This window comes from Streptomyces sp. NPDC006430 (genome assembly GCF_040612395.1).
Taxonomy (GTDB): Bacteria; Actinomycetota; Actinomycetes; order Streptomycetales; family Streptomycetaceae; genus Streptomyces.
Genome location: NZ_JBEXQA010000001.1, coordinates 460,563 through 479,302 on the forward strand (window position 1 = coordinate 460,563; position 18,740 = coordinate 479,302).

General features: G+C 73.9%; 18 protein-coding genes. 9 read left to right on the top strand and 9 right to left on the bottom strand.

From position 1 onward, the window contains the following. Positions 1-171 precede the first annotated feature (171 nt). The 3 genes from ABZZ20_RS02155 to ABZZ20_RS02165 all read right to left on the bottom strand — a co-directional run bounded on the left by ABZZ20_RS02155 (position 172) and on the right by ABZZ20_RS02165 (position 5,575). The gene (locus tag ABZZ20_RS02155; protein ID WP_356865757.1) at positions 172-3,090 is read right to left on the bottom strand and encodes a poly(A) polymerase; all 2,919 of its coding nucleotides are present in this window, start codon (positions 3,088-3,090) and stop codon (positions 172-174) included. Next, positions 3,090-4,838 carry an RNA ligase family protein gene (locus tag ABZZ20_RS02160; protein ID WP_356866132.1) on the bottom strand — a complete coding sequence of 583 codons (1,749 nt, stop codon included), beginning with the start codon at positions 4,836-4,838 and terminating at the stop codon, positions 3,090-3,092. Before ABZZ20_RS02160 ends, ABZZ20_RS02155 begins: the two co-directional genes overlap by 1 nt. Before the next feature lie 122 nt (positions 4,839-4,960). After that, complete coding sequence (locus ABZZ20_RS02165) at positions 4,961-5,575, bottom strand: TIGR03086 family metal-binding protein (RefSeq protein WP_356865759.1); 615 nt, start codon at positions 5,573-5,575, stop codon at positions 4,961-4,963. A gap of 110 nt (positions 5,576-5,685) precedes the next feature. Here ABZZ20_RS02165 and ABZZ20_RS02170 point away from each other — a divergent pair, with 110 nt between their 5' ends. Then, the gene (locus ABZZ20_RS02170; RefSeq protein ID WP_356865761.1) at positions 5,686-6,651 is read left to right on the top strand and encodes a WYL domain-containing protein; all 966 of its coding nucleotides are present in this window, start codon (positions 5,686-5,688) and stop codon (positions 6,649-6,651) included. Here ABZZ20_RS02170 and ABZZ20_RS02175 read toward each other — a convergent pair. Both ABZZ20_RS02175 and ABZZ20_RS02180 read right to left on the bottom strand, forming a co-directional pair. After that, the gene (locus ABZZ20_RS02175; protein ID WP_356866134.1) at positions 6,645-7,307 is read right to left on the bottom strand and encodes an NAD(P)H-binding protein; all 663 of its coding nucleotides are present in this window, start codon (positions 7,305-7,307) and stop codon (positions 6,645-6,647) included. The two genes, ABZZ20_RS02170 and ABZZ20_RS02175, sit on opposite strands and share 7 nt — an antisense overlap. 441 nt (positions 7,308-7,748) lie before the next feature. Continuing rightward, positions 7,749-8,219 carry a hypothetical protein gene (locus ABZZ20_RS02180; RefSeq protein ID WP_356865763.1) on the bottom strand — a complete coding sequence of 157 codons (471 nt, stop codon included), beginning with the start codon at positions 8,217-8,219 and terminating at the stop codon, positions 7,749-7,751. 258 nt (positions 8,220-8,477) lie between these two features. On the opposite strand from ABZZ20_RS02180, the gene ABZZ20_RS02185 reads away from it, so the two are divergent. The 6 genes from ABZZ20_RS02185 to ABZZ20_RS02210 all read left to right on the top strand — a co-directional run bounded on the left by ABZZ20_RS02185 (position 8,478) and on the right by ABZZ20_RS02210 (position 13,473). Beyond that, positions 8,478-9,506 (top strand): NUDIX domain-containing protein, encoded by a 1,029-nt coding sequence (locus ABZZ20_RS02185; protein ID WP_356865765.1) that lies wholly within the window; start codon positions 8,478-8,480, stop codon positions 9,504-9,506. Positions 9,507-9,548: 42 nt separating this feature from the next. Further along, positions 9,549-10,175 (top strand): hypothetical protein, encoded by a 627-nt coding sequence (locus ABZZ20_RS02190; protein ID WP_356865767.1) that lies wholly within the window; start codon positions 9,549-9,551, stop codon positions 10,173-10,175. Between the two features lie 172 nt (positions 10,176-10,347). Continuing rightward, positions 10,348-10,878 (top strand): SRPBCC family protein, encoded by a 531-nt coding sequence (locus ABZZ20_RS02195; protein WP_356865769.1) that lies wholly within the window; start codon positions 10,348-10,350, stop codon positions 10,876-10,878. A 208-nt stretch (positions 10,879-11,086) separates the two neighbouring features. After that, positions 11,087-11,746: a GNAT family N-acetyltransferase gene (locus ABZZ20_RS02200; RefSeq protein WP_356865771.1), complete on the top strand. Its 660-nt coding sequence runs from the start codon at positions 11,087-11,089 to the stop codon at positions 11,744-11,746. A 49-nt stretch (positions 11,747-11,795) separates the two neighbouring features. Next, on the top strand, positions 11,796-12,320 hold the full coding sequence (locus ABZZ20_RS02205) for a hypothetical protein (protein ID WP_356865773.1): 525 nt from the start codon (positions 11,796-11,798) through the stop codon (positions 12,318-12,320). Between the two features lie 268 nt (positions 12,321-12,588). Beyond that, complete coding sequence (locus ABZZ20_RS02210; protein ID WP_356866136.1) at positions 12,589-13,473, top strand: class I SAM-dependent methyltransferase; 885 nt, start codon at positions 12,589-12,591, stop codon at positions 13,471-13,473. A 19-nt stretch (positions 13,474-13,492) separates the two neighbouring features. Here ABZZ20_RS02210 and ABZZ20_RS02215 read toward each other — a convergent pair whose 3' ends face one another. Next, complete coding sequence (locus ABZZ20_RS02215; RefSeq protein WP_356866138.1) at positions 13,493-14,869, bottom strand: DEAD/DEAH box helicase; 1,377 nt, start codon at positions 14,867-14,869, stop codon at positions 13,493-13,495. 565 nt (positions 14,870-15,434) lie between these two features. On the opposite strand from ABZZ20_RS02215, the gene ABZZ20_RS02220 reads away from it, so the two are divergent. Both ABZZ20_RS02220 and ABZZ20_RS02225 read left to right on the top strand, forming a co-directional pair. Continuing rightward, the gene (locus tag ABZZ20_RS02220; protein ID WP_356865774.1) at positions 15,435-15,638 is read left to right on the top strand and encodes a cold-shock protein; all 204 of its coding nucleotides are present in this window, start codon (positions 15,435-15,437) and stop codon (positions 15,636-15,638) included. A gap of 176 nt (positions 15,639-15,814) precedes the next feature. Then, a complete protein-coding gene (locus ABZZ20_RS02225; RefSeq protein ID WP_356865776.1) occupies positions 15,815-16,813 on the top strand; it encodes a BtrH N-terminal domain-containing protein in 999 nt (332 codons plus the stop codon). Between the two features lie 23 nt (positions 16,814-16,836). Here the strand turns inward: ABZZ20_RS02225 and ABZZ20_RS02230 are convergent, their stop codons facing one another. The 3 genes from ABZZ20_RS02230 to ABZZ20_RS02240 all read right to left on the bottom strand — a co-directional run bounded on the left by ABZZ20_RS02230 (position 16,837) and on the right by ABZZ20_RS02240 (position 18,708). Further along, entirely contained in the window at positions 16,837-17,040 is a 204-nt protein-coding gene (locus tag ABZZ20_RS02230) for a ferredoxin (protein WP_356865778.1), read from the bottom strand. 5 nt (positions 17,041-17,045) lie between these two features. Next, on the bottom strand, positions 17,046-18,233 hold the full coding sequence (locus ABZZ20_RS02235; protein WP_356865780.1) for a cytochrome P450: 1,188 nt from the start codon (positions 18,231-18,233) through the stop codon (positions 17,046-17,048). 136 nt (positions 18,234-18,369) lie between these two features. Beyond that, complete coding sequence (locus ABZZ20_RS02240) at positions 18,370-18,708, bottom strand: thioredoxin domain-containing protein (RefSeq protein WP_356865782.1); 339 nt, start codon at positions 18,706-18,708, stop codon at positions 18,370-18,372. Between the last annotated feature and the right edge of the window lie 32 nt (positions 18,709-18,740).

Consider the following 18,740-nt stretch of genomic DNA (forward strand, 5'->3'; position numbering starts at 1 on the left):
AGGCTCCTGACCGCTCCGTCCCGCCGTGCCCGTGAGGATGACGGAGCGTCGGCAGCGTTCGGAGCGTGGCCTCGATCCGAGGGCAGGTGGTGCACTGTGTTCGCTACTTGTCGTCAGAAGCCCGCGGGCCCCGGCCCGGGGCCGAGCCCGGGGCCGAGCCCGGGGCCGGGCTCACCCGAGGGAGGGAACGGCCCCGCACTCCGTCCGAGCGACCTCGACGCCCGGCAGGTCGGCGCACCAGCGGCCGGCCAGGGCGGACAGCCCGAGCGCATCCGGCGGGGTCCGCCCGAGCCCTATGGCGTAGCGGGCCGAGACGGGGGAGGACGCGAAGGGGCGCGGCCAGGCGTGCGCGTCCCGGACGCCGGCCTCCGCCAGCGCCCCCAGCAGGGCGCGCATCCGCCCCCTCGCCCGGCCCAGACGCTCCTCGAACTCCCGGGGGGCGTCGCCCCGTACGGTCACCACCGCCCACGCCGAGTGCCGGCGGTGCAGTGGTGGGGCGGCCAGGGCGCGATCGAACGCCTCGGGCGCCGCCTCCAGGAGTTCCCACGTCCGGTAGAGCTCGCGCCCCAGCAGGTCGCGCAGCCCGGGGTCCACCTGGGTCGTGCAGCTGCGGACCGGTGCGGAGGGCGTGAGGACCGTGACGGGGTCGCACTCCGGACCCGGTTGCGGACGCGGTTGCCGATCCTCGGTCGAGGGCGTCAGCGCGATCGGGTCGCGCCAGTCCCAGGCCGCCCAGTTCCCGAAGAACTCCCGGAGCAGGGCCGCGGGGGACAGGTCGACGGCTTCGCTGACCGTACGTGCCGCCAGTACCGCCCAGGCCAGTCCGGGCAACCCCCCGAAGGGAGCCGAGTCCAGCCCCCGGGCCCGGGACCAGGCCTTCACCTCCCGTGCCAGCCGAGCGAACGCCGCACGCCGCTCGGGGCCGACGGCGTCCCGTACCGCATCGGCATCGCTCACCGCGCTCAGTGCGACCGCGGCCGCCGGGCCCAACTCCGCCCGCCGCGCCACCGCCCGGGCCGGGTCCACCGCTCCGGTGGCGACGACCACCAGGTCCACGTCCAGCCCGCCCGCCCGCAGCCGCATCCCCGGCACCCGCGCACCGACGACCTCCCGGACCCGCTCGGCCTCGGGGAGCGCCGCTGCGACCCGCTCCCGTACCTCTGCGAGGCCGATCCCGCCCGGGAGCGCCGCGACCAGATCGAGGTCCGCCCCCGGAAGGGCGCAGCCCATGCGGCGGGATCCGGCCACGTGCAGTACCCCGTCGCCCAGCGCTTCCGCGATCCGCGCGGTGACGTCCCCGGCCCCGTCCCCGTGCGCCGGCGTCGCTTCCGCTTCCGGGGGCGCCTCCGGCACCCAGCGCCACGCGCCGGTGCCCAGTTCCACCACCGCACGCACCCGCATCGGCCCGTCCCCGCGTCGCGACAGCACCGCCAGTTCCCCGACCCGGGCCGACGTCCCGGCCCCCAACCCGCTTCCCGTCCCGTTGTCGCCCAGTCGCGCGGCGAACTCCGTCGTCGCCCGCTGCGGCTCGCGGCTACGGCCCAGCGTCAGGTGCGGGGTGAAGCCCTCGCCGCGCCCGCGGCATCCCGGGAACCGCTCGGCGAGTGCCCGCCGCAGCTGCTGCCACGGCGTGGCGCCGGCCGCCGCCGGGTCCAGCCACACGGTGGCGTCCTGCCGGTGCCCGAAACTGTGGACCCCCGCCAATCGGGCCTCGAACGGCGCCGTCCCCGCGGCCACTTCGGCCAGCACCGGCAGCGCCTCCTCGAAGGAGGACTCCGGTACGAAGCCGAACAGCAGGTTCACGTGGGCCGGCCAGCGGTGGACCGCCGGGTCGTGCTCCCGGCGCAGCTCCTGGACCGCCGGGTCGTGCGGCGGCAGCCACGCCACCGCCGTCCTGGGGGTCGCCCGCTGGTCGAGCCCTGCGGGCCGCTCACCCCCTTCCACGAAGTCAAGAGTGGCCTCCATCCCGAAGTGGTCGGAGATGAACAGTCCGTTCTGCGCAGGGGAGTCGCCCCGTAGGGCGGCGCGCCGTACCTGCGCGCGCGCCGAGCGCAGCAGGATCCGGTCCAGTCGGGAGGCCCGGCCCGACAACGAGCCCACCGCGGCCAGGGGGTTGGCCACCGGATCAAAGGTCGGCGTAGCGTCATGCGCTCCGTGCAGCTCGCTCCAGGCGTCCCGCATGCCGAGGGCGGCAGCGGGCCCCTCGGCTCCGGACCGGCCGTCGTTGAAGTCGCCGAGTAGTACGACGTCCGCCTCGACGCCGCTCAAGCCATCCGCGATCGCCGTCAGTTCGAGCCGGCGCCGCTCGGCGCCATTCTCGGTGTGATCGCTCGTCAGGTGTACGCAGGCGACGACGAGGGGGCCCGTCGCAGTGTCCACCGTCACCGCGGTGACCGCCTTGTGCGGCCCGAGCAGGTGCAGCCCCACTTCCCGCACCGGCAGCCGGCTCAGCACCAGCAGCCCGCTGGAGTCCACGTCCTTGCCGCGGGGGTCGGTGCCCACCGTGTACCCGGCCCGTACCCACGGCTCGGCCAACAGCATGGCGAGCAGGGCGGGTTCGACCTCCTGGAGGGCGATCACATCGGCGTCCGCGGCTGCCAGGTCGGCGAGCAGCAGCGGCCTGCGCCGGGCGGTGTCGATGCGCGGGGCGTCGTACCGGTCCCACAGGGTGTTCCAGGTCAGCAGCCGCACCCGCTCCGGCCCCGGAACCGGTCCCCCCGACCCGGACCCGGCTGTCCCCGACCCGGGCGCCCCGGAGCCGACCGGCCGCCATGCGCCGCCGCCCGCCGGGTCCCACGCGTGCGGGGTCCGTACGGTGAAGAACGGCGCACGCAGCACCCGCGGTTCGCGGAGCCGCCCGGCGTGCGTGGAGTCGATCCGGTCCACACCGCTCGCCCGGTCCCACACGAGCTCGCCGTCCGCTTCGACGAACAGTACCCGGTGCCAGGGGATGTCGCCGCCGGGCACGAAGGAGTGCAGCGGGATACGCTTCGGCGGCGCCCCGCGCTGGTGCAGGCCGAACACGAACCGTGCCGGGTCGAACCGGGGGTCCCAGCGGACCTGGTGGTAGAGCTCCTCACTGGTCCGCATCAGCCGTCCTCGCCCGCTTCCGCTGTCGCGAGGGTTCCCGCGGTGTCCTCCACGGTCCCGCCCGCGCCGATGTACCAGGTACGGTGCGCCTGCCCGTGTCCGGGATAGGGCGGGCTGAACCGGTGCAGTTGGGAGGCCAGCACCCCAGGCGGTACGGGGTGCTGGCGGACGGCGTTGCGCCGGAGCAGCTCCTCCTCCTCGACCAGCACCACGGCCACGGTGACCAGCGCATCGCGGCGCTGCGCGACCGAGCAGGCCAAGCCCCGCTGCTGCTCGGTCAGGGACGTGGCGTCCCACACCACGGTGCCGCCGGCGGCCAGGGCGGCGTCCAGTCGGTCCAGGCCCTCGCGCAGCACGTCGGCATTGGCCCGCTGATCGGCCCGGGAACCCCGTGCGGTGCGCAGGTCGTCAAGACTGACGTACGCGTCCACGTCCGGCAGGTTCCTGGCGTACGTGCTCTTCCCGCTGCCTGAGGGCCCGCACAGCTGCACCAGCCGCGGGAAGCCGCCGTCGCGCCAGCGCCAGGTCGCGGCGACCGCCTCCTCGGCGGTGGAGACACCGCCCCGCCCGAGGGCCTCCTGGGCCTCGGCCCAACACCGGTCGGCCGCGTCCGTACCGAGACCGTCGAGCGCCGTCCGTACGCCGGCGCGCAGCGGGCCCAACGGATCGGGGCCGAGCAACCCCGCCTCCTCGGCGTACAGCGCGGACCATTCCACGCAGTCCCGAGCCCCGGAGTCCCCCTCGGTAGCCGCCCCGGCGAGCGCGTGCAACACCCCGAGATCGGCCGCCGAGGCCATCCGCACCAGTCCGGCCCGCCGCCCTTCGTCCGGGAAGGGCCGTTGGAGCCGCGGGTACAGCCCCACCAGGTCGGCGACCCGCCGGGCGAGTGGCATCCCGAGCGGCCCCGCCGCCAGCCGAGCCCCGATCCGGGCCCGCGGCGCACGGTGCAGGAGGGCGGCCAGTACGCCGGCCAGCCGGGTCTCCCCGGTGCGGCCCCACGCGTCCAGCCGGTCCGCCACTTCGGCGACGACCGTCTCGACCCCGGCCTCGGGCGGGGAACCCGGCCAGAGCGCGGCGGCCAGCCCCGCCGCATCGGGCTCGGAGCCCGACCGCACCGCCCACAGGGGGGCCTGCGGGCCGAGTCCGTTCGCCACCACGGGGGCGTACATCCAGTGCGTGTCGGTCTGCACGTGGCCGCCGCGCACCCACTTGGCCACGCACCGGCCGAAGTCCGCACGCGCGAAGCCGGCCACCGTCCGTACGACGTAGCCCTCCTGCCGTGTGGTGTCGAGCCGCAGCCTGCGCAGCGCGCGCTCGTCGAAGACGCCCCGCCACAGCACCCGAGGGGTGGGAACCCCGAGTCCGTGCAGGATGCGTACGGTCCGGTCCCAGTCCAGGCAGTGTTCGCCGTCCCACACGGAGAACCCGTAGAACCAGCTGTCCAGGTCCTCGTAGCCGAGCGAGTGGCGGGCGTAGAGGTTCTCGCCGCACACCCTCAGGCCCGCGGGTATGCCGGCACCGATCCGGCTCTGGAGGCCCTTGACCCAGGCCCGCGAGGGGTGGTGGCCCGAGTCGAGCGAGCGGGCGTGCGATCCGTCCCGGTACAGGGTGGTGTTCTCGCCGTCGAGCTTCTCGGTGACCACGACCTCGCGTCCGGTCAGCCCCGCAAGCCCGCTGGCCCGCACGTCGTCCGCGGCTGCGCCCGGCGACCAGGGCAGATGCGGTGTACGGGGATAGTGGGTGCGCATGTCCGGCTCCTGCTCGACGACGTGGTGCGCCGTCACCCTAGGTATTCGGAGCGCGCTCATCCACCGATTATCCCCGCGTACGCCGACGCTTCACGGCCGCCGCCCCTGACGCCCGCAGCCCGCTACGGCCGTCGCCCGGCCCAGGCCACCAGCCGGTCGATGGCCGGCGCGTCGGCGTCCACGGCCACCACCTCGCCGTACGGCACCTGCCCGCCGCGGCTTTCGGCGGGCAGCGCGCGGCGTACGACGGCGCTCACCCGCTCCACCAGCGCCGGGTCCCAGTCCGGGCGCTGGCCCGTCGCGGTGGCCAGGTCCCAGGTGTGCACGGTCAGCTCGTGGGTGTAGACGGCCGCGGCGGCGGCTCCCGGCAGGACACCCATCGGCAGGCGCAGCGACCGGTCCAGGACCGTCGGGTCCGCCCACACCCGGGCCACCTCGCGGGCGCCCGGCTCCCAGGCCGCCGCCCATGCGCCGTCGGCGACCTCGTCGGCGAAGGAAGGGACGCTGAACGGGTCCTCGCCGCGCCCGATCACCGCGATCCGGCGCACGACGGCGACGAGGTGGCTCGACAGCCGCCGGACGTCGAACTCGTCACAGGGCGTCGGGGCGTCGTACTGGTCGGGTCGTACGGCGGCGAGGGTACGGCCGGCCAGTTCGACGGCCGCGGCGAGGTCCTGCCGGGGGTCGAACGGGGCGGGGGCGGAAGGGGTCTCGATGAGCTGCGTGGTCTCGTTCATGTGTCCATCCTGGAATTAAAAGTGGCCACCTTCTGGCCAGTTTTCCGAGGAGAATTGAAGAAGAGCGAGACACCGAAGCACCGAAGCACCGAAGCAGTGGGAAGAGGGACATGAGAGCCGACCGGCTGGTGGCGACCCTGCTCTTCCTCCAGGAGCGCGGCCGGGTCACCGTCCCCGAGGTGGCCGCCGAGCTGGAGGTGTCCGAGCGCACGGCGCGCCGTGACCTGGAGGCCCTGGCCGCGTCCGGTATTCCCGTCTATGCGCAGCGGGGCCGCGGCGGCGGGTGGTCCCTCGTCGGTGGGGCCCGCACCAACCTCACGGGGCTCACGGCCGACGAGATCCGGGCGCTCTTCCTCGTCACCGGCCCACTGACGGCCACCCCCGAACTGCGGGCCACCTTGCGCAAGTTGGTCCGGGCCCTGCCGCCCACCCTGCGCGCCGGTGCCGAAGCAGCCAGCCGCGCCAAAGTCGTCGACGCCACGGACTGGTCGCGCAATGCCGTCACGGCCGATGCCGCGCACCGTTCCGCGCTCCAGCGTGCCGTCGTGGACGGGATTCGCGTCCGTCTCGGGTACGCGGGCGTCGGCAAACCGGCCACCGAACGCACGGTCGACCCCCTCGGGCTCGTCGCCAAGGCGGGGGTCGACTACCTGGTCGCGGGTACGGAGAAGGGCTTGCGCACCTTCCGGCTCAGCCGGGTCCTGGCCGTGGAGCCGACCGGCGAACCCGTGGTCCGGCCTGCGGACTTCGACCTGGCCACGGCCTGGGCCGCGCTGGCCCGGGCCTTCGAGGACGGCATGTACGCGGTGACCGCGCGGGCCCGCGTCCACCCCGATGCGGTGGCCCTGCTGCAACGGCTCCTCGGCGGCCGGGTGCGCGTCGGTGATCCGCTGCCCGACGGCTGGACCGAGGTGTGGGTCGACGGTCCGGCCCCCAAGGCCCTGGCCGCCCACCTGTCCGGGCTGGGCGCGCGGCTCGAAGTCCTGGATCCGCCTCAGGTGCGGCAGTGGCTGGCTAGGCTGGGCGCCGAACTCACCGCGATGTACGGCCCGGACGGGCCGCCGCCCGGTCAGTAGCCGACGGTGAACCGCTTGCCCGTGTGCGCGTCGCGTTCGATCTCGTCGACCAGGGCAACGGCGTAGTCCTCGGTCGAGATGTGGCTGCGGCCGTCCTCGTCCACGACCAGATCGTCGAGTGCCAGCCGGTACGTGCCGGTGCGCTCGCCCGGCTCGATCTGCGCGGCGGGGCTCAGGCAGCTCCAGCGCACCTCCTCCACGGGCACGGTGCGCAGGAAGTCCAGAGCCTTCTCGTGGGCCTGCATGACGGCGCGGACCGCCTCGGGGATTCCCGTCGCGTCCCTGACCGGCGGGCCTTCGGGGGTGCGCAGCGAGCCCGCCCCGCCCACCGTGATCACACGGGGCCGGGGGGTCTCTGCGTCGAGCGTGCAGACTCCGCCGATCAGCGATTTGGCGGCGGTCACCAGGACGCCCGGGTCCCCGGCCCCGGGCCCGACGGCACTGACGACCACGTCCCGGCCGGCCGCCGCAGCGGCGACCGAGTGCGGGTCGAGGACGTCACCGTGCACCACTTCCGCCCCGGCCGCGGCCGGCGACCCCGCGAGTCTCGCGGGGTCGCGGACGACCGCCGTGACCTGGTGGCCGCGCCCGAGCGCTTCGCGCAGGACGAGGGCTCCGATGGTGCCGGTCGCGCCGAACAGGGCGATCTTCGCCATGGCGACTCCCTGGGAGTGGGTGGAGGCGGTACGGGCCTCCGGTCCGGGCCCGCGCCGTCCATCCAAGCGAAACCGCCCGCCCGCCCCCGGCAGCCGGGCCGGGGCCAGTCGGATGATCCGGTGCGGCCCGTCGGCCGCCGGGTGCGCGCAGCGGGCCTGCCATTCGACCCCGGCCCGCTGGGCGCGCAGTTCGGAGCGGACGGTGGTCTTCGTAGCGACCGCGGCCCGGCGAAACCTCCCACCGGCCAGGTCGTGGGCGGACACCTCGCCGCCCACGGGGAGGTCGGCGGCCACCCGGCCGGAGCGCAGCATCACGGCGAACTCGTCGAGGGTGACCGGGCCCAGCTGTCGACGAGCCTCCCGGGACGTGTACGCCGTCCGCCGTGCGGTGAGTGATCCGGTTGCCGACCATCAGCTCATCGGGTCGGGTGCGTAAACCGCCTATCGGCACAGGGCGGCGATCGACGGGGGCACCGTGCCCTTGGCCGCCTCGCACAGGGCCGTCATGTCGTACGCGGGCTGCGGCGCGGGCTGCGGCCAGGGCTGCACGGGCGGCCGTTTGCGGGACTTGGGCGCCGGAGCGGGGTGCGCGGGGCGGGCGGGTTCGGCCGCGCCGGTCCGGCGGTGCCGACGGTCCTCGGCGGACCGTTGCGCGGTCGGCGCCCCGGGGAGCTCGGGAGGCTCGCCGTGATCGGGCTCCGCCGCGGCCGGGGGCGAGGGGTCCGCCGATGCCGGCAGCGGGCCCAACGGCAGGGCCCCGGCCGCAGCTTCCCGAGCAGACGTCCGGTCCGCTGCGGGACCCGGGCGGGCCTGCTCGACGGGCCCGTGCGGCCGTACGGTCACGCACCCGGCGCTCAGCGTCAGTGCGGCGAGGATCAGGGGCAGGGGCATGGCTGCCCGGCGCAACTGCATCCGCCCACCCTGCCGTACGGAAGCGGGCCGGATCTACGCACCGTCACGCGAACGGGTGAGGGAGGCCGCGTGCGACGCCGCGTCCGACGCGGGCTGCGGGTCGTGCCGGTGCCGGCCCGGAGCTCCCGTGGCCGTGGCCGTGCAGGGCGCACACCGCATGCTGCCGGCCCTCCCTCCGGGCGTGCGGTCGCCGTAACCCGCGGACCGTGCGCGCTGTTGCACAGGCGGAGGGTTCCCCCCACGGTGAACGGAGTTCCGATGCCGCAGCTGACCGACGAGGCCGTGACCGACGATGCCGGCGGCGGGTCGGGCACGTGGATGACCCCGCAGGAGTACGGGGCTTCGCGCGCCGCCCTCTGGACCGGAGCCGTCGTCCTCGTCACCGACACCGACGGCCGGATCCTCCTCCAGAGCGTCGACTACCGCGCCGACCGACTGCTGCCCGGCGGTGCAGTGGACGCCGGCGAGGCACCGTCCGCCGCGGCGGCCCGCGAGATGCGCGAGGAGCTCGGTGTGGAGGGCAGCTATCAGCGCGGCCTCGCAGTGGACTGGATTCCGGCGGACACCCCCGGCATCCCGCCCGAGATGCGCTTCCCGGGGGAGATCCTGCACGTGTACGACGGCGGCACCTGGACGCCGGACCGGATCGAGGCGATCCGCCTCCCCGCACAGGAGATCACCGGAATCCACTTCGCCGAACCGGCCGACCTGCCCGCCCTGATGGACCCGGGTGACGCCCGGCGCGCCCTGTCGGCGCTGCGCGCCCGCATCAACGGCGGCGGCCCGGCGCTGCTGGAGGACGGCCGTCCCACCACCCCCACCGCTCTGGACCGGCTCGGGGTCCTGCGCACCCGCCGCGCCCCGCACCACGGCACCTGGCATCACGGTCCGGTGCCCGCGCAGGTACCCGTACGGGCGACCTCGGCCTGGCTGTTCGCCCCCGACGGCAGGGCCCTGGTGCTCGTCTCCCGCGCCACCGGCGCCGTCCACCTCCCGCCCGGGGCCGCGTCCCCCGTCGCCGGCGCCGTCCCGCTCGGCTACCGCTACGTCGACCGGGCCGCCCACCCCCGCATCGCAGCCCGCCTCACCGCTCTCCCGCCGGTCGCGGACCCGGCGTACGCGCGCCTGCTCGCCACTCCCGACCAGGTCCGTGAGCTCACCGACTGGGGCCCGGCCGGCCACGCCGAAGTCGCCACGGTGCACGCGGCGGCCCGCACCCGACTCACCCTTCCTACCCCGCCCCGTACGCCGCTCACCGAAGTCCCCGAGTCGGGCGTCCAGTGGTGAGCGTGCAGGGCGTTGTCAGGGGAGCCCCCTAGCGTGAACGTCATGGGAATCACCAGTGTCTGGTCTATCAGCAGCCACCGCGACCACGTCATCGCGCACCTCGCACCCCGCCTCGCGCCGGCCCTCGAAGCCGACCGCACGGATCCGGCGGCCCGCCGCCGCTGGGCGGCCTGGCGGCGCGCACCGCTGCCGGACCACCGCACCTGGTACGCGGACACGTCTCACGGCGGGGCGATCGACGCGTTCTGGAGCCTGACCCGGCCCGGCGAGCACGTCGACGACGTCTGCAACGGGATCACCGATCCCGGCTTCCACGTCATGGAGAACATCTGGGAGCCCGAGCCGGACCGCGCGGACATGTTCGTCTCGGTACACAGCAAGGACTACGCGGTGGCCGCCCTGTTCCATGCCATCGGTCCGGACCGCGCGGCCCTGCTGCCCGGCTGGTGCGGCAACGTGCTCCTCAGCGCCACCGAGGTCCGCCGGACGCTGCCGGACGTGGAGCGGGCCCTGACCTTCACCCCCGGGGAACGGGCCCGCGTCGCCGAACGGGACTGGCTCGACTACGGCGCCCGTGACGAGCGGGTCATCGACGGCCCCCTCCGGGTTTGGCGGACGGCAGCCGCGTCCGGCCGCGGCCTGTGCGCCGTCGCCCTGCACGTCTACTGACCCGCCGGCCGGGCCGTCGGGAGGCCGCCGGGGCAGTACGACGCGTCGTCCGGGCGGGGCGGACCCGCCCCCAGGGGCGTCCGGGTGGGCGGGCAGGTCGGCCGGGGCGGTGGTTGCCGCCGCGGTCGGGGAAATCCGGCATCCGCGGGACCCCGTCCCGCAGCATGGGGGCATGAGCGACAGCGCGATCACCTACACCCTTTACATCCAGGCCGATCCCGCGAGGGTCTGGCAGGCACTCACCGAACCGGCCTTCACCCGGAGGTACTGGGGTCTGAGCTTCGAGACCGACTGGGCAGTGGGATCGAGGATGGAGTGGGTGGAGCGCGGGGCCCGGACCAGTGATCCCGAGCAGGTGGTCCTCGACTGCATCCCGGACCGCAGGCTCTCGTACACCTGGCACAGCTTCACCCCGCAGTGGGCGGCGGCGGTCGGGGTCAGCGAGGAGCTGCGGGCCGAGCTGGCCGAGGAACGGCGCACGAAGGTGACGTACGAGATCGAGCCCGTCGGGGACACCCTCGCGCGGCTGACCGTCCTCCACGAGGGCTTCGAACCCGGCGGCACCCTCATCGGGATGTGTGGCCGCGCCTGGCCGATGCTCGCCTCCAGTCTCAAGACCCTGCTGGAGACCGGGGCCGCGCTGCCCGAGCCGGGACACGACCTGGACCAGGGGTACGGCGGGTACGAGACCCACGAGGGCTGAGTCCCGCTGGGCCGGCGGGCGGTCGGCTCCCGGCCCGCCCCGCCGAACAGCCGTACATCGCGCCTGAGATCATGTGTAACGACCACAGGATCAGGAGCGTTGACATGGCACTCGAACACCACCGCGTCGTCGCCAGGGGTACCGGGCGTGGGGCCGGGCGCACCCTCGGGGCTGCCGAACGCGTCCGCTTCGAGCAGGTGTGACGGACGTGGGACAGACCCTGGAGGAGATCCTGGACGCGGTGGCCGGCGGGCAGTTCCCGCCGCCCGACGGCGGAACGACCGTGGTGCCGCAGTCGGGTCCGCGCGATGCGGGTGTCATCGCGTTCACCGCACACTCGGTGGTGTTCACCGACGAGGACCCGCAGTGGGTGCACGCCGCCCTCGCCGCCCTGGACTGTGACGCCCTGGCGGCCACGATGAACCCGCGGTTCCTCGCCGCCCTGCTGGACCGTACCGGGCGCACCACCGACACCATCGACCTGCTCACCGTCGCCGGGCCGCTGCCCGGCGACCCCCCGCTGGAGCTGCGCGAGATCGACGACCCGGACCACCCCCGGGTCCGCCGCGCCCTGGGCCGTCGTGACGACGTACGCGTCTGGGCGGCCGACGGCGGAGTGGTCGTCCTCGGCCGCGGCGTGGCCGGCCGCTGGGAGACGGCGATCGAGGTGGACGAAGCCGTCCGCCACCAGGGGCTGGGGCGGGACCTGGCCCGCGCCGCCCGTCACCTCGTCCCCGACGGCCGACCGGTCTGGTCCCAGCAGGCCACGGGCAACGCCCGGAGCGTCCGCGCCTTCCAGGCCGCCGGCTTCCGCCCGGTCGGTTCGGAGGCCCTGCTGCTGCCGGCCGGGCCGTCGAGAGCCGGCTGACGCGACCCTGGGCACCGGCCGCTCACGGCGGTCGTGTGGAATGGATCGCATGCGGAGAAGCGAGAAACAGATACGCCAGGGAGGCGGCCCGGAGGGCCGGGCCGAGGGCACGACGACCGCACCCGACCACTGGCGCTACGCCCGTCACCTCGACGACCTCGCCGCCGCGTCCGGTGCGGCCGTCGAGATCGAGGCGGACGCGGTGGCCGCCGTGCTGTGCGATCCCGACCTGGTGATGGCCGAGAGTGCGGTGGTCACCCACCTCGACCGCCGCGCCGCCCAACTGCTGGCCGACGGTCGGTTCCCCAACTGGGCCGGCGCGATGGCGGCCGCGATCGGATCCCGCGCCTTCCCGGCCCGCCGGGTGCGCGAGTGGAGCCTGCTCAAGGCGATCGCCCACGGAGAGCCCTGGTCGGCCGCGGACCTCACCGCCGCCTCCGACTGGTGCCAGCGCACCGCCGTCCAGTTGCCGACCTCGTACGAGGCCCTCGGCCTGCTCGCCACCACGGCCCGCACCCGGCGCGTCCGCAACACCGCCGCGCAGCGCCTCTACCGCCGGAACATGACGGGCTGAGGAGCCGCGCGCCCCGTCCCGCCACGGGACCGGCCCGGCGCGGCCGGGAGCGGGGAGGAAGGAAAGGGGCTTAAGAGATCAAGACGGAGAAACGGCGGCTGTGGTTCCGTCGCAATGCCAAAGAGTCTCGTCATACGGCCGTTCGAGGGTCTATGGTCTGCCTACCTGGCCGGGTATCAGCGTTGATCCGATGCCGTTCCGCTGGAGGCTGCTCTCCGTGTCGCACGTTTCTCATGCTCCCGTCACCACCCCCGACGGCGAGCCGGCCCTGCCCGTCCCCTCCACGTACAGCCAGGTCAAGGGGTGGTTCTCGGTCTGTGACCAAGTGCTCTTCGACTGGTTCCTGACGCGCGGGAACCGTGCAGAGGAGAAGGCGGGTGATCTTCTCGAACTCGGCGCGTACATGGGGAAGAGCGCGATCTTCCTCGGGGGGTACCTCCAGGAGGGCGAGGAGTTCACGGTCTGCGACCTCTTCGATTCGCCCGCGCCGGACGATTCCAACCTCGCGGAGATGCAGGGTTCCTACCCCACGCTCACCCGCCGCGGCTTCGAGACGAACTACCTCGCCTTCCGCGAGGAGCTGCCCACGGTCATCCAGGCCCCGACCTTCGTCGTCGCCGATCAGGTGCGCCCGGCCAGCTGCCGCTTCATCCACGTCGACGCCTCCCACCTCTACGAGCACGTCGCCCAGGACATCGAGTCCTCGCGCCTCGTGGCGGCTCCGGGCGCCGTGGTCGTCTTCGACGACTACCGCGCCGCACACTGCCCCGGCGTCGCCGCCGCGGTGTGGGGAGCGGTGGCCACCGGCGAGCTGCACCTGATCTGCGTGTCGGCGTCCAAGCTGTACGCCACCTGGGACGACCCGGCGCCATGGCAGGCAGAACTGCTCACGTGGCTGGAGGGCCGGACGGACCTGTGGCACGGCGTGGACCTCGTGGCCGGTCAGACGCTGGTCCGCATCGGCGACGAGGGAGCCGTCCCGCCGGCGCTCCCCGAGCCGCTGCACCCGGCGGCGCCGTCCGTCGCGGCGCCCGCGCACCTGCCCGGACCCCGCCCGCGGATCGGCACCACCTGGCGCAGGCTGGCCAAGGACCTGCTGCCACCGGTCCTCACCCGCGCGATCGTGGCCTGGCGGCGCCGCCGGCGCGGCTGAACCGCAGTGCGCCGCGGCGTCAGCCGCCGCGGCGCACGCGGGCCGCTCGGCGTGCCTCGGCGAGCTGCCGGGCCTCCGCGGTCTTGCGGGACTCCTTGCCCGCCCCCGGTCGGCCCGGGCGGGTGCCGATGCCGCGGAAGCCGAGGTCGGACCCCGAGGGCCGGCCCTTCGCGTCGGTCGGCTCGGCGCCCGACAGCGGGACGCCGGACGGGGTCTTGGCTCCGGTGATCCGGCTCAGCGCCGCCTCGCCGGAACGCACCTGCGTGGTGGTCGGCCGGATCCGGGCGTCGGACATCAGCCGGACCATGTCCCGACGCTGGTTCGGGGTGACCAGGGTGACGACCTTGCCGGACTCGCCCGCGCGGGCGGTCCGGCCGCCCCGGTGCAGGTAGTCCTTGTGGTCGGCCGGCGGGTCCACGTTCACGACGAGGTCGAGGTCGTCGATGTGGATGCCGCGCGCGGCGACGTTCGTCGCGACGAGGACCGTGACGGCCCCGCTCTTGAACTGCGCCAACGTCCGCGTCCGCTGCGGCTGCGACTTTCCGCTGTGCAGCCCCTCCGCCCGTACGCCCATGGCCCTCAGGTGCTTCACGAACTGGTCCACGCCGTGCTTGGTGTCCAGGAACATCAGCACCCGGCCCTCGCGCGCCGCGATCTCCGTGGCCGTCGAGTACTTGTCGGCGGCGTGGATGTGCAGCACGTGGTGGTCCATCGTGCTCACCGTGGCCGCCGACGGGTCGACGGAGTGGGACACCGGGTCCTTCAGGTAGCTCCGCACCAGCTGGTCCACGTTGCGGTCCAAGGTGGCCGAGAACAGCATCCGCTGTCCGGCGTGGTGCACCTGGTCCAGGATCTCGGTGACCTGCGGCATGAAGCCCATGTCGCACATCTGGTCGGCCTCGTCGAGGACCGTGATCTTCACCCGCTCCAGGTGGACGTCACGCCGTCCGACCAGGTCGCTCAGGCGTCCGGGGGTGGCCACCACCACCTCGGCGCCGGTGCGCAGGGCGCTCACCTGCTTGCCGATCGACAGCCCGCCGACCACCGTGGCCATGCGCAGGTTCAATGCCGCGGCGTACGGGGTCAGCGCCTCGGTCACCTGCTGGGCCAGCTCGCGCGTCGGTACGAGGACCAGCGCCAGCGGGCGCTTCGGGTCCGCCGTGCGACCCGCCGTCCGCGCCAGCAGGGCCAGGCCGAAGGCCAGGGTCTTGCCGGATCCGGTCCGCCCGCGGCCGAGGATGTCCCGGCCGGCCAGGGAATTGGGGAGCGTGGCCGCCTGGATGGGGAACGGCTGGTTCACCCCCAGGTCGGTCATCGTCTTCACCAGCTCACGAGGCAGGTCGAGCTCGGAGAACGACTCCACCGGCGGCAGTGCCGGCTCGATCGTCTCGGGCATGGCGAACTCGCCCTGGAGGCCGGTGCTCCGGGGCGCCTTGCCGGCTGCCTTCGCACCGCCCTTGTGGCCTGCCTTGGCTCCGGCCTTGATGCCGAAACGCCCGTGAGCTGACGGGTTCTTCATGCAGAACCTTCCGTGAGACGTGAAAAGAGGAATTTTACCATCGGGGCTACGGAGCAACGGGGGCCGAGCTGCCCCGCCCGCACCCGGCGCCGGCCGGGCCGGCACCACCCTGGGCCACGCCGGGCTGCACCGCAGCCGACCTCGCGGGCTGCGCGCCCCGGACCCCCGGCAGCCGGCTCGGCCTCGGCTGCTGGATCAGCGGGCGCCGACGGGCCGCCGCAGTAGCCCGTCGGCCTTGATCCGCCGCGCTGTCGCCCGCTGCGGACGGCGGGTGCATGAGCATCCGCGCCCTTCCCGCGGCACCGAGCCCGCCCCCGGCCAGGCGTTCGAACACTCCCCGGTTGGCCCCGCCCGGGGTGTGGCGTGAGTGACGGACGGGCAGGATCGAGACGGCTGCACCGCACGTGCCGCCCGCGTGGAACGTTGTGAAGGATCAGCACAGATGGCTACAGGCACCGTGAAGTGGTTCAACTCCGAGAAGGGGTTCGGCTTCATCCAGCAGGACGACGGCGGCCCCGACGTGTTCGTGCACTTCTCCGCCATCCAGACCACCGGCTTCAAGGAGCTGCAGGAAGGCCAGAAGGTCGAGTACGACGTCACCCAGGGCCCCAAGGGTCCGCAGGCGGAGCGGGTGGTCACCCGATAACGCCGCTTCGCGAGCAAGGCCCGTGACATGAGCCCCGCCGGCCGGACCGGTGGGGCTCACGGCCGTCACGGCGCGGGCCGGGACCCCGCCCGGTGCAGGGCCGGGCTCGGACGGCCGCCGGCCCGGGCGCGACTAGGGCCGGTGAACCCTGCCGGTCACAGCACTAGGCTGGCCGGATGACCCCGCTCGTCCACGAGGACTTCGGCACAGGCCGCCACCGCGAGAGTTCGCTCATCCGCCATGCACTCGGGAGCGTGCACGAAGAAGTGCTGGTCGCCGGCCTCGCGGGCGGGATCGGCTTCATGTACTTCGTCTTCGAGCACGCGGGCCGGCCGCCGGTGCCGACGATCGTCGCCCAGGCGCACCCCCACCCCTGGGTGCAGACGGCGCTCGGCCGGCTGCACGTCCCGTACGAGGCCACGCGCAGCGCCAAACCCCGCTGGGCCCGGGTCTGCGCGGCCCTCGACGACGGGCGTCCGGTCTTCTGCACCGTCGACCGGTCCCGGCTGCCCTGGCACCGGGGGGTCCCGGAGCCGGCCGGCGCCGACCAGTACACCGTGCTCGTGGTGGGCTACGAGGGGGTCGAGGGCGAGACCCTGTACGTGGAGGACGGAGCCGAGGCCCCGTACCGGATCGGCCGGGAGGAGTTCGGCGCCGCCTGGACCGGGCACCGGACGGGCCACCACCAGATGGTGGTGCCCACCGGTCCGGCCACCGCAGCGCCGGACATCGAGGAGGCGGTCCACACCACCGCCGCCCGGCTCACCGGACCGGTGCTGGGCAACGCCTTCGACGTGAACTTCGGGTTCGCCGGCATGGCGAAGCTCGCCGCCCAGTTGCGCGACACCGGCACCGAGTCGGGTTGGGAGCACCGGTTCGGCAGCCCGGAAGCCTTCTCCATCGGCACCGGACGGCTGTACGCCTGCCTGGAGGAGGAGTGGACCGCTCCCGGTGCCACCCGGCCGCTGTACGCCGATTTCCTCGACCTCGCCGGGCGGCCGGAGGCGGCCGCGCTCCTGCGGGACTCCGCCCGGCACTGGTCGGGGCTGGCGGACGCGGCCCGTACGGCCGACCCGGGCACCGACGCCCGGGGGCGGCGGGCCCTCTTCGACGCGTGCGCCGACCTGGTGGACCGCTCGCTGGCACTGGAGCGGCAGGCCGTCGCCCTGCTCTGAGCCGTACGGGACCCCGCGGAGGGTTACGGCTCCTGGATGGTGATGGCCGAGACCGGGCAGGCGCGCGCGGCCTCGCGCAGCAGCGGGCTGCCGCTGCCGTCCTCCCGGCCCGGGAGCACCTGGCTGAAGCCGTCGTCGTCCTGGGTGAAGACGTCGGGAGCGGTCAGGGCGCACTGGCCGGCGCCGATGCAGACGGACGTGTCGATGTCGATGCGTCGTGGCGACATGTACCTCACCATGCCACGGGGAGCTCGACCATGCCCTGGATGGTGTCCCCGGGCCGGAACGGGATCCGGTCCGGCTCGGCGGCCAGCCGGAGCCCGGGCAGTCGCTCGAAAAGCGTGCCCAGGGCGATCTCCATCTCCGCGCGGGCCAGGTTCTGCCCGAGGCACTGGTGGACGCCGAAGCCGAAGGCGACGTGGTGCCGGGTGGGCCGGTGCCAGTCCAGCGCATCAGGTTCCTCGAACACCGTCGCGTCCCGGTTGATGACCGAGGTGGAGAAGACCACCCCGTCGTCCGCACGGACCGTCACCCCGCCGATCTCGATGTCTTCGGTGGCCACCCGCAGCATCCCGTCCGCGATGGACAGGAAACGCATCAGCTCCTCCACGGCCGCCGAGATCAGCGACGGGTCGGCCCGTAGTTCGGCCAGCTGCTCCGGGTGGCGCAGCAGGGTGAACGTGCCGAGCGAGATCATGTTCGCCGTGGTCTCGTGGCCCGCGATCAGCAGGATCGCGGCCAGTGAGACCAGCTCCTCGACATCGGTCTCGCCCGTCTTCAGGCGCCGTTCGACGAGCTCGTCGAGTAGCCCGTCACCCGGGTGCGTCCGTTTGCGTGCGATCAGATCGGCCAAGTAGCCGTTGATGCGGTCCCGGGCGTCCTCCACGTCGGCGAGCTCCGGCCCGCGCAGCAACCGCCGGGACTGCGCCTCGAAGAACTCGTGGTCCTCGTAGGGAACTCCGAGCAGGGCGCAGATCACCATCGACGGCACGGGCAGGGCGAAGGCGTTGACCAGTTCCGCTCCCGGGCCCGCGGCGACCATCTCGTCGATCAGCCGGTCCACGGTTGCCTGGATCGCCGGCCGCAGGGCGGCCGTGCGCTTCAGGGTGAAGCTCGGGATGAGCATCCGGCGCTGGGCGTTGTGCACGGGATCGTCGACGCCGAGCAGGGCGGTGCGCCGGTTCTGCAGGCCCTTGAAACGCTTGGTGGGGGTGGGGAAGGCGTCGTTCTGCCGGTCGGCGGAGAGCCGTCCGTCGGAGAGCAGGGCGCGCGCCTCGGCGTGCCCGGTGACCACCCACACGGAGCGGCCGTCGAAGAGGGTGACCCGGGAGAGCGGCCGGCCCTCGCGGAGGGGATCATAGGCGGCCGGCGGGTGGTAGGGGCAGGTTCGGTCCTGGGGGAAGGCAACGGTCTCTGACATGCAGCACCTCGTAAGCATGGTTCCGTGGCTCCGTCTTGCCGGAACCCATTACATGCCCTAGGCACCTATCTAACCTATGCCAGTTTCGGCCAGATAGCCCACTTTCGCCCGCGCGGTCCGGTGGGCCCGCAACCGCTCAGAGATGGGAGTCCAGGAACTCCCGGAACTCCGTGCGGCCCATCGCGCCGGCCCGACTGGCCACGGCCTCGCCGCCTCGGACGATGACGACGGTGGGGGCGCCGGTCACGCCGAACCGCCTGGTCGGCTCGGGGCAGCGGGTCATGTCGGTGCGCACGGCGGTCAACCGCGTGCCGTACTCCTCGGCGGCCTCGGCCACGAGGGCGTCCATCGCCCGGCACGCCTCCAGGGCCTTGGGCCAGGTTCCGATGAAGTAGGCGAGAACCGGCCCCTCGGCCATGCCGAGGATGAAGTCGAACTCCTGGTTCTCCAGCGGCTGGTGTACCCGACGTGCCATGGGTGGTGCTCCTGCTCCGTGTACCGAGTGAT

Bases quoted from the DNA above. Each gene is read 5' to 3' on its own strand.
- ABZZ20_RS02165 (WP_356865759.1), bottom strand. From the start codon at position 5,575: ATGAACGAGACCACGCAGCTCATCGAGACCCCTTCCGCCCCCGCCCCG.
- ABZZ20_RS02160 (WP_356866132.1), bottom strand. From the start codon at position 4,838: ATGCGCACCCACTATCCCCGTACACCGCATCTGCCCTGGTCGCCGGGC.
- ABZZ20_RS02230 (WP_356865778.1), bottom strand. From the start codon at position 17,040: ATGTCGCCACGACGCATCGACATCGACACGTCCGTCTGCATCGGCGCC.
- ABZZ20_RS02225 (WP_356865776.1), top strand. From the start codon at position 15,815: ATGACCCCGCTCGTCCACGAGGACTTCGGCACAGGCCGCCACCGCGAG.
- ABZZ20_RS02215 (WP_356866138.1), bottom strand. From the start codon at position 14,869: ATGCCCGAGACGATCGAGCCGGCACTGCCGCCGGTGGAGTCGTTCTCC.
- ABZZ20_RS02170 (WP_356865761.1), top strand. From the start codon at position 5,686: ATGAGAGCCGACCGGCTGGTGGCGACCCTGCTCTTCCTCCAGGAGCGC.
- ABZZ20_RS02240 (WP_356865782.1), bottom strand. From the start codon at position 18,708: ATGGCACGTCGGGTACACCAGCCGCTGGAGAACCAGGAGTTCGACTTC.
- ABZZ20_RS02205 (WP_356865773.1), top strand. From the start codon at position 11,796: ATGCGGAGAAGCGAGAAACAGATACGCCAGGGAGGCGGCCCGGAGGGC.
- ABZZ20_RS02175 (WP_356866134.1), bottom strand. From the start codon at position 7,307: ATGGCGAAGATCGCCCTGTTCGGCGCGACCGGCACCATCGGAGCCCTC.
- ABZZ20_RS02235 (WP_356865780.1), bottom strand. From the start codon at position 18,233: ATGTCAGAGACCGTTGCCTTCCCCCAGGACCGAACCTGCCCCTACCAC.
- ABZZ20_RS02190 (WP_356865767.1), top strand. From the start codon at position 9,549: ATGGGAATCACCAGTGTCTGGTCTATCAGCAGCCACCGCGACCACGTC.
- ABZZ20_RS02180 (WP_356865763.1), bottom strand. From the start codon at position 8,219: ATGCAGTTGCGCCGGGCAGCCATGCCCCTGCCCCTGATCCTCGCCGCA.
- ABZZ20_RS02185 (WP_356865765.1), top strand. From the start codon at position 8,478: ATGCCGCAGCTGACCGACGAGGCCGTGACCGACGATGCCGGCGGCGGG.
- ABZZ20_RS02155 (WP_356865757.1), bottom strand. From the start codon at position 3,090: ATGCGGACCAGTGAGGAGCTCTACCACCAGGTCCGCTGGGACCCCCGG.
- ABZZ20_RS02220 (WP_356865774.1), top strand. From the start codon at position 15,435: ATGGCTACAGGCACCGTGAAGTGGTTCAACTCCGAGAAGGGGTTCGGC.
- ABZZ20_RS02195 (WP_356865769.1), top strand. From the start codon at position 10,348: ATGAGCGACAGCGCGATCACCTACACCCTTTACATCCAGGCCGATCCC.